General features: G+C 60.2%; 3 protein-coding genes. All 3 read right to left on the reverse strand.

Annotated elements, in window-relative coordinates; all coding sequences use genetic code 11:
- Positions 1-315: 315 nt before the first annotated feature.
- On the reverse strand, positions 316-1,110 hold the full coding sequence (locus KHO33_RS41705) for an ExeA family protein (protein WP_200568535.1): 795 nt from the start codon (positions 1,108-1,110) through the stop codon (positions 316-318).
- A gap of 1 nt (position 1,111) precedes the next feature.
- Positions 1,112-2,461 (reverse strand): DDE-type integrase/transposase/recombinase, encoded by a 1,350-nt coding sequence (locus KHO33_RS41710; RefSeq protein ID WP_200568536.1) that lies wholly within the window; start codon positions 2,459-2,461, stop codon positions 1,112-1,114.
- 130 nt (positions 2,462-2,591) lie between these two features.
- Positions 2,592-3,056 carry a DUF6431 domain-containing protein gene (locus KHO33_RS42550; protein WP_407946233.1) on the reverse strand — a complete coding sequence of 155 codons (465 nt, stop codon included), beginning with the start codon at positions 3,054-3,056 and terminating at the stop codon, positions 2,592-2,594.
- Positions 3,057-3,303 lie beyond the last annotated feature (247 nt).

The following is a 3,303-nucleotide window of genomic DNA, read 5'->3' on the forward strand; positions in this document are numbered from 1 at the left end:
TGTTACGTCCCGGCCTAAATTAGGGTTGTCGTCGCGAGCTATGTGGCGTGAGATTGCGTGGGGCGTCGCGCACTAAATGAGGAATGGAATGGGCCTCGTTTAGTGCGCGACGGCGGCGCTAGATTGGAGGGTCGGTTTTACGGCGCCAAGGTTGATCGGGATTCATTGTCTCGCGATAGCGTTTGTCGGAGTCGCGACGCAGTTCGTGCTCGTATCGTTGTTCGCATACAAGGGCGAGGCGGTAGAGGAAGTCGGTCAGAGCACGAGCACAAGAATCAGGGATACCGACGGGGAGTAGCGTGTCAAACTCGGGCGTCATTTCAACTCCTCGATCGCCTGTTGTAGCAGTTCATCGGGTAGATGGTTCAGTCCTTTGGGCACGGCCATCTGCATAGCGGTGCGCAGAATCCGCCCCGCTTGCCGGGGCAAGCCGCGAGAGGCCTGGCGAAGTAACTCCAGGCCAGATTCGGCCAGCAACGTATGACTGCAGCCGGCGCTCTTCAATGCGTGTTGGATGAACAGGGCGAAGCGCTCGCGTTCGATCACGGGTTTGAGTTGAACGCGTGCCTGGATACGTCCATATAAAGCTGCGTACGGCGCACGCTCGAGCGTTTGGCCCAGACTCGGATGGCCTGCGAGCCAGACGGTGAGCAGGTCGCGCGAATCGAAGGCGAAGTTCAGGAAGGCCGGGAAGTCGCGGAAGAATTCGAGGGGCAGGTTCTGCGCTTCGTCGATAATCCACACGGGCAACAACTGTTTGCTCTCGACGAGCTCCAGGATGCGCAGCTTCAGATCCCGCCACAGGTCGGCACGCCGATAGGCGGGCTCCAGACCCAGCGCCCGAGCTAGGCTGCGGTACAGATCGATGCGCCCGAACTCGGTTTCAGCCAGATAGATGACCTGGTAGCGATGGGGATTCAAGGCCAGTGCTGCGTGGCGTAACGCGGCAGTCTTGCCCACACCGGGCTCGCCCGTGAGCAAGCCGATACCGGGACTGTGCAGTAGCCACTGGAAGCGCTCGTTGAATTGCGCCAAGGCGCCGTCGTCCCACAACTCACTATGTTCTTTGGAAAGCGGCGCGCAACGTAGACCGAAGTGTTGTCGATACATGTCACAGCTCCCGGGCGTAGTGACGTTGATAGGCAAGCTCGATAAGATTGGGACCGTGCGCTGCGTTCTCGATCAGCGCGTCGTGTCCTGTCACGGCCGGCTCGACGGTCTCAGGCTGAGATTTGCGCCGCTTGCGTGTGCGATTGCCGACAGCGTCGAGCAGGGTTGCGGCGCCCAAGGGCTCGCCCGCCTCACTTTCTACGCCCTTGACGGTTCCCGTATGGGGATCCACCACGAGCAACACGGTCTTGCCGACCAGCTCGTATGGCACTTCGAAGCGCTTGCCCTGAAATGACACGGTGCCGTCGCGGCGCACGTAGCGCTCGATACGGTGCAGGAACAGTTCGTCCAGTTGTGCGGCGCGTGCGCCGAGTGTGCCGATACGGGGTAGGTCCTGCTGATAGCGGGCGAGCGGCGTCTGGTTACACAGGCCGCTGTGTTCGGTGCGATGGTAAATCTGTTCGACCCAAGCCCACAGGCGCGCGTTGAGGTCCGCCAGATCATGGATGTGCGTGGTGTCGAGCTCGCTCAGGAATTGAGCCCGTAAGCTGCGATGCCAGCGCTCCAACTTGCCCTTGCCCTCGGGAGCATACGGTCTACAATAAACCAGCCTGATCGACAGCCGTGCACAAATGCCCTGCAATGTCGCCGCCCGATAAGCGGCGCCGTTATCGACGATCAACATCTTGGGCACACCGCGTTTGAGCAAGGCCTGCTTGAGTACGCCCTCGATGTCGATCGCGCTCTCCGAGAAGCAGAACGCGCTATGGGCGATGAGCCGCGAGGCGTCGTCCATCAACGAGACCAGGTAGGTCTTGCGGCGCCCCCGGCCAAGCGACAAGTGCGGGCCATGCAGGACATCGCCGTACCAGATGGAGCCGGCGTGTTCGGCCACGAAGCTGCGTTTCTCCTCGGGCAAGCTGGCCGAGCCAACGATGCGCGAGAGCCCGTGGGCTTGCAGCAGCCGATGAACGGCGCAGCGCGAGAGTGTGTCGTGCGCCACGATACCCGCAGATTCGAGCAGCAAACGGATCTGGCGGATCGAGCGTCGCGGATTCTCGCGCTTAGCTGCAAGGATCGCAGCTTGCACGGCCGATGGCAGCTTCGATTGCCCGCGATCCACACGGGGCTTGCTGCACAGGCCCTCCAGCCCGTGCTGTTTCCAAGCGTAATACCAGGACTGAAGCGTCTTCTCGCCGATATGGCGACGACGAGAACCGGGAATTGCGTACTCCTGCTGAGCCAGTTGGCGGATGATCTGCTGCAAGTCGCCGCGATCAAGCCGTTCGCGACTGACAAGTGGTCCGAGTACGGACAGGCGAAACAGGGCCTTCGGGTCGATGTCCTTCATGCTCACTCCTATGGTTAAAAAGGGAGTGCCATGAGAACCGCGAACCGAATTCGGCGCGAGTGGGCAAAGTGTGTGGAGAGCCCGGAATGACGAAAATTACGTCGTCGCGTACCCAATCAGGATAAACGGATCACGGGACGCAAACGCCGTCGCCGTCGAGCCAGGCCATGGCTTCGCACAACGGCATGCGCTGCAGGCAGCGCAGCCAGAATTCAGTGATATCGACTGATCGCCCGAGTTCGCCGAAACGGCTTCGCAAATGAAATTCGAACGAGAGGCTACGCTCGCCAAGCCGCTGCCACCAGCGCCGTACCGTATGTCTGCCGAGCGCGAAGATCGCACTGGCGCGGCGCTGCGAGCAGCCGGCCAACAGAAGGAGTAAGACACGCTGTTGGTCCGCCCAGTTGTACCAACGGTGGGGAGCTATGCACAGCGGCAGGCGCGAACACGTGCGGCTGCAGGTTCGACAGCGAAAGCGCAAAACGGGAATCGGATTGAGAGCGCCAGCGGCGCTGCGGTCGGCCTTGCGATGGTAACGACCGTGACACCACACACCCGAGCAGCCGCAATGTACGCAAGCGACAGGTCGATACACTTGCGGCGTGCGATCGACCGCATTGAGATGTTGTTCAAGAACAGGAAACGCGAATACAATTCGATGCATAGGCCGGTCTACTTTGTTGTTCGTGTGGGGCTTCGTCACTTCCCACGATAACAGAGCAGTACTGGCCTTCTTTACGTCCGTCTCATCTCATGATGTTCAGGGTTAAGTTCCAAACTTCATCCTATTTGATACCGAGATAAACACCTCCGCTGGAACCCAGATATAGCGGGACGTAACA

This window comes from Paraburkholderia nemoris (genome assembly GCF_905221015.1).
GTDB classification, from domain to species: domain Bacteria; phylum Pseudomonadota; class Gammaproteobacteria; order Burkholderiales; family Burkholderiaceae; genus Paraburkholderia; species Paraburkholderia nemoris.